Source organism: Nosocomiicoccus sp. HMSC067E10, assembly GCF_001810835.1.
GTDB classification, from domain to species: domain Bacteria; phylum Bacillota; class Bacilli; order Staphylococcales; family Salinicoccaceae; genus Nosocomiicoccus; species Nosocomiicoccus ampullae_A.
The window spans coordinates 1-5,550 of sequence record NZ_KV802777.1 but is presented as its reverse complement, the minus strand read 5'-3'; the positions used below and the strand labels follow the sequence as shown (position 1 = coordinate 5,550).

The following is a 5,550-nucleotide window of genomic DNA, read 5'->3' as shown; positions in this document are numbered from 1 at the left end:
TCAAGTGGCTAACTTAAACTTGAAATTTAAGTAAATAAAAACGCTATCAAAAGACGTCAAAAAGTTGTAGTCTTATATATAGAACAAAGTAATGGAGGAATTTAACGATGAACGGTTTATGGCAAACAGAAGAGAGCCGTGTAGAGTTATTAAAAACACTCGTTAAACATGATTCAATCACACATTCAACAGGAGAGAAAAGTTTTCCAGACTTAGTAAAGAGTGAATTACTCAAACTCGATTATTTTAATACACATAGTGATCACATATATTTTGCGCATACTGAAGATGACCGACGTGCTGTCCTTGCACATTACGCTGGTAATGAAAATAATGATACAGTCGTTTTAATTAGTCACTTCGACACAGTCGGTATCGATGACTTTGGAGAGTATAAACAACATGCATTTAATATGGATAAAATAACAGATATTTTTAAATCTGATCATACGTACTTAAATGATGATGCCGTATCTGATATTAAAACAGGACACTATTATTTTGGTCGTGGTAGTATGGATATGAAACCAGGTCTTATGCTCCATATGTCTTTAATCGAAAAAGCAGCGCTTGAAAACTGGGACGTAAACTTATTACTCGTTACAGTGCCTGATGAAGAAGTAGGATCTAAAGGAATGTTAGCAGCAGTTAAAAAAATCAATGAAATAAGAAAAGAAAAAGATTTAAATATCGTACTTCACTTAAATAGTGAGCCGACATTCCAACAAGCACCTGGTAACAATACGCACTACGTATATACTGGAACGATTGGAAAGTTAATGCCTGCAGTGTACGTTTACGGTAAAGAAACGCACGTCGGTAACGCGATGAACGGTTTAAGCTCGAATTACATAATGAGCTTCATCAATAAAAATATGGAATACAACAAATCGTTTATAGAGCGCTATGAGGGTGAAGAAACACCGTTACCTGTTTCGTTGATGATGCGTGATTTAAAGGCGCACTACGACGTTCAAACGCCGTTTAGAACGGTCAGTTTATATAATTTATTTATATTTAAACAAAATGCGAGTGAGATATTTAATACGTTCAACACGATTGTCAAAGAGTCGGTGGATGAGGTAAATGAAGTTATTCAAACGTTTGACGATGGTATTTATAAAGAAGAAAAAGTAAATGTAAACGTCTGTACGTATGAAGAGTTACTTCAACAAGCAATCGATAAATTTGGGGAAGATAAAGTCAGTGAACTACTAGAAAGTATTTCAAACAATCAAGACGATCATTTACAATGTATCGAAGCAATCGACAAAATTATGATGTTACTGCGTCATTTAGGACCAACAGTCGTCACGTTTTTCACTCCGCCTTATTATCCAGCAACTAACAGTTCAGAAGATACACTCGTTCAAAATATCGTCGAAACGATAAAAGAAACGAGTAAACTATTGAATCGTAACGTTGAACAAGTACATTTCTTTAACGGTATTTGTGACTTAAGTTATGTGAAATACGCGACGAGCTATGAAAGTGATAGAGTATTTAGCTTAAACACTCCGACGTTTAATAAGACGTATATGATACCTTTTGAAGATATTAAAGAAATATCAGCACCGGTATTAAACTGCGGTCCAATCGGTAAAGATGCGCATAAAGTTACAGAGAGATTATTAAAGCCGAGTGCGTTTAAAGAGTTACCTGTCGTATTAGAGACAGTGATTAAACAATATTTTGTAAAGTAAAGGAGGAGCTACAATGACATTACCAATTGTGCTCACTGTGTCGAGCTATGATCCAACAGGAGGGTCTGGCGTGAATGCAGATTTAAAGGCGTTTCAAAATTTAGGTGTATACGGAATGTCTGCAATTACAAGTTTAACGGCACAAAACTCGAGTGGTATTAAAGATGTATTAGAAATACCAGATGATTTTTTAGAAGAGCAGCTTAAAAGTATATTTGATGACACAATTCCATTTGCAATGAAATCCGGAATGATCACGAGCATACCGATGATTGAAATGCTCACGAAATACGTCAAACAGTATCATATACCATTCGTCGTCGATCCGTACATTTTTACACGCGAAGGACAGCGTATTATTTCAGAAGAGACGACGAGTGTGTTAAAACAACAATTACTTCATCATGCTGCAGTCGTGACACCGAACATCAACGAAGCAAAATCGTTAACAGGTATTGATATTGAGACTGAAAAAGATATCGAAACAGCAGCGAAAATCTTTTTAAGAGAAATCGGTGTAAAAGCAGTAATTATTAACGATAGTAATATGACTGGTGAAGCGTGTGATTATTTATATACGAAGACGACGTCGTTAAAACTCACTGAAGCAATCGTTCAGACAAAAAATAAGCGTGGAAGTGGCAGTACGTTTTCTGCAGTTATCACGGCAGAGATTGCAAAAGGGAATAGTTTAGAAGACGCGTTTAGAAAAGCGAAGCGATACGTCACTGCTGGTTTAAAAAACAGTCTAGATATCGGTAAAAAGAATGGTCCACTGAATCATTTTATCGACATTACATCATTCGTTTAAGCAAAAAGACGTTAACAATTATAAAACAAAATATTACATTTTCATTAGGGATTAAACTAATTGCATTACTACTCGTGATTCCAGGATGGTTAACTTTATGGATTGCGATATTCTCTGATATCGGAGCGACTTTAATCGTTACTCTGAATAGTATGCGATTAATGAATAAAAGAAGATTAAATATTTCTGAGTAGATTCAAATATATCGCCTATTTTCCTCATGTTTTATCTGTAAATGTGGTTGTAAGTATGGTACAATCACTCTTGTATATAAAATTAGAGGTGAAATTATGGCTAAAAAATGGCTGTTACCGTTAACGATGGGCCTCGTCTTGTTTTTAGCAGGGTGTGACTACTCGAAGCCTGAAAACAGAGATGGTTTTTTCTTTAATACATTTGTTCAACCAATGGACAACTTACTTCATTGGCTTGGAGATCACTTAAACCATAACTATGGTCTTGCGATTATCGTATTAACGTTAATCGTGCGCTTAATCATCTTCCCATTCATGATGAAAACATATAAAAATCAAATGTTGATGCGTGAGAAGATGAAGATTGTTAAACCAGAAATGGAAGATATTCAGCGCCGTATGAAAGTTGCGACGACGCAAGAAGAAAAAATGGCTGTTCAACAAGAGATGATGGCGTTATATAAGAAACACGATATTAACCCATTAAATGTTGGATGTCTACCAATCTTAATTCAAATGCCAATCGTTATGGCGTTATTCTTCGCTTTAAAATATCCATCAGAAGGTGGTATTACTAAATATCCAGAATTCTTATGGATGGACTTAACAGAGCGCAGTATTATTATGATTGCGATCGCGGTACTCGTATACGCGGTTCAAGCATACGTATCTATGATGTTCTTACCAGAAGAACAACAAAAGCAAATGCGATTATTTATGTTTATTTCGCCACTGATGATTCTGTGGATTTCGGTGATTTCACCATCTGCCTTACCATTATACTGGGCAGTCGGTGGTGCGTTCTTAATCCTTCAAACGATTATCGGTAACTTATATTACCGTAAAAAGGTCGATGAAGAAATGGCGCCGATTTTAGCAGCACACGAAAAAGAACTTGCAGAAAAAGAAAGAAAATCACAAGGTGCAAAAGTATTACCGAATAAAAACAAAAAGAAGAAATAACAAAACTCCGTTTAGCTATAGCTAAACGGAGCTTTTTTTATAGTATCGGTGCAATTAAATTTGCGATTGCTTCTTTAAATTTAATCCACTTACTTCTAGATTGATAGACTTCCGGTGAAAGTATGCGTGAATGTAGCGCATCTTTTTCAAATTGAAGTCTATTTTTTATCGCTTCTTTTTCATCGAATATAAACGCGTTGACTTCGAAGTTTAGTGCGTAACTTCTGTTATCCATATTACATGATCCAATCGATACGACTTCGTCATCGATTATCATTACTTTTTGATGTAGGAAACCACGCTCATAAATGTAGACGTTTGCTCCTATCATCGCAAGCTCTCCAACGTTATGATACGTCCCCCAGTATACGAATGGATGGTCAGGAAATGGTGGGATCATAATGTTAACTTCGACGCCTGACAGGAGTGCGATTTTAATCGCTTCTCTCATCGATTGGTCAGGTATAAAGTACGGTGACTGAATGTATATAGACTTTTTAGCTGAGTTGATCATTTTTAAGTAACCGTATTTAATTTGCTCCCATTCTTCATCTGGACCACTTGCTGCGATTTGCATCGTCGTATCACCAACGACTGGAATTTCTGGGAAGTAACGTGGATGGTGTTTTAAATTGTCACGCGTTGCGTGAGAGTTCCAGTCAAGCATAAAACGTAGTTGTAGAGATTTTACAGCGTTTCCTTGAACTCGAATATGCGTGTCTCTCCAGTAGCCAAATTTTTTACTCAAACCGATATATTCTTCTCCGACATTTGTACCTCCCGTATATGCAATTTTACCGTCTATAACAATGTTTTTACGGTGATTACGGTTATTCATACGAGGGTTTATAAGAGAGAGACGACTTGGGAAGAATGCTTCAACTTTTCCGCCGTAATCACGTAACTCTTTAAAGTTTCTAAGTTTTAAAGTACGTGAGCCCATGTCGTCATATAAAATTTTAACGTCAACCCCTTCTTTTTGCTTTTTAAGTAGGGCGTCGTAAATTCTTTGGCCAAGTGAATCTAATCTAAAAATATAAAATTGAAAGTGAATATGGTCTTTTGCATTTTCTATATCATGTATCATCTGATCAAAAAACTCTGTCGTTTCATAAAATGTCTCTACTTTGTTATTAGACGTTATGAATGACTGATTATTGTTTAATAACATATGGATCAGTTTACGATGTTTTTTAGCTTCTTCTGACGGAAGTGTTAGCTTGTCCATCTTAATATCTTCGAGTTGCTCTGTAACGAGTGATTCAAGACCAATTTTATCTTCTTCGGATATTTTAAAAATTTCTTTATTGTATATCGTACGACCGAATAAGACATATAAAATAAATCCGATAATTGGTATGAAGAAGAGGACAAATAGCCATGCCCAAACACTTTGAGCACTTTTACGCTCCCAAAAGATCATACCAATTGCGAGTACGAAGTTAATGAGTAAGATGATAAATGTAAAAATCGTTGCATACGAAAGTGATGAGAAAAAATCAGCAACGGATTGAGATATATTCATTAATGTACTGAAATAATACAATTTTAAAAATCCTCTCATAAATTTTTAATGTATTCGTGACAAATATGTAAAAAGTTTTTTGAATAACTATAGTAATATTACCACAGTGTCTGTATAATTATAATTAACTCGATAGGAAGGGAGAGTCATTATGAAACAAAATGACACATCCAAACTAAAAGATGCGGTTCGAGTATTGAAAGAACTTGGCATCAAAGTATCTGTTGCCCCTTCAAGACTAGAAATTATGAATCGTATTTCGAAAGTAGAACAGTTAAGATTAAACGAGAATAATATTTAAAAACGCAAACAGCTCAATGAGTGAGGTGCACCCCTAAAGTTGGACACTAAAAT

Annotated in this window: 5 protein-coding genes and 1 pseudogene; 5 read left to right on the top strand and 1 reads right to left on the bottom strand. The window is 35.4% G+C overall.

The genetic code is table 11. From position 1 onward, the window contains the following. The first annotated feature begins 107 nt into the window (after positions 1-107). From HMPREF2767_RS07870 to yidC, 4 genes and pseudogenes are all read left to right on the top strand, one after another. Positions 108-1,703 carry a M20/M25/M40 family metallo-hydrolase gene (locus tag HMPREF2767_RS07870; protein WP_070457027.1) on the top strand — a complete coding sequence of 532 codons (1,596 nt, stop codon included), beginning with the start codon at positions 108-110 and terminating at the stop codon, positions 1,701-1,703. A gap of 13 nt (positions 1,704-1,716) precedes the next feature. After that, the gene (thiD, locus tag HMPREF2767_RS07865) at positions 1,717-2,514 is read left to right on the top strand and encodes a bifunctional hydroxymethylpyrimidine kinase/phosphomethylpyrimidine kinase (RefSeq protein ID WP_070623750.1); all 798 of its coding nucleotides are present in this window, start codon (positions 1,717-1,719) and stop codon (positions 2,512-2,514) included. Beyond that, a pseudogene (locus HMPREF2767_RS08630) lies at positions 2,499-2,708 on the top strand (hypothetical protein); the annotation flags it as partial. The gene thiD and the pseudogene HMPREF2767_RS08630, both read left to right, overlap by 16 nt. 96 nt (positions 2,709-2,804) lie before the next feature. Continuing rightward, positions 2,805-3,671, top strand: coding sequence for a membrane protein insertase YidC (gene yidC, locus HMPREF2767_RS07860; protein WP_070457023.1), 867 nt, complete (start codon positions 2,805-2,807; stop codon positions 3,669-3,671). 37 nt (positions 3,672-3,708) lie between these two features. Here yidC and cls read toward each other — a convergent pair whose 3' ends face one another. Then, on the bottom strand, positions 3,709-5,196 hold the full coding sequence (gene cls / locus HMPREF2767_RS07855; protein ID WP_070623747.1) for a cardiolipin synthase: 1,488 nt from the start codon (positions 5,194-5,196) through the stop codon (positions 3,709-3,711). A 151-nt stretch (positions 5,197-5,347) separates the two neighbouring features. Between cls and HMPREF2767_RS08790 the strand changes: the two genes are divergently transcribed. Then, entirely contained in the window at positions 5,348-5,497 is a 150-nt protein-coding gene (locus tag HMPREF2767_RS08790; protein WP_168161304.1) for an Lmo0850 family protein, read from the top strand. The last annotated feature ends 53 nt before the right edge of the window (positions 5,498-5,550 follow it).

Excerpts from the sequence above, each read along its gene's own strand:
- HMPREF2767_RS07870 (WP_070457027.1), top strand. The coding sequence starts at position 108 with ATGAACGGTTTATGGCAAACAGAAGAGAGCCGTGTAGAGTTATTAAAA.
- thiD (WP_070623750.1), top strand. The coding sequence starts at position 1,717 with ATGACATTACCAATTGTGCTCACTGTGTCGAGCTATGATCCAACAGGA.
- yidC (WP_070457023.1), top strand. The coding sequence starts at position 2,805 with ATGGCTAAAAAATGGCTGTTACCGTTAACGATGGGCCTCGTCTTGTTT.
- cls (WP_070623747.1), bottom strand. The coding sequence starts at position 5,196 with ATGAATATATCTCAATCCGTTGCTGATTTTTTCTCATCACTTTCGTAT.
- HMPREF2767_RS08790 (WP_168161304.1), top strand. The coding sequence starts at position 5,348 with ATGAAACAAAATGACACATCCAAACTAAAAGATGCGGTTCGAGTATTG.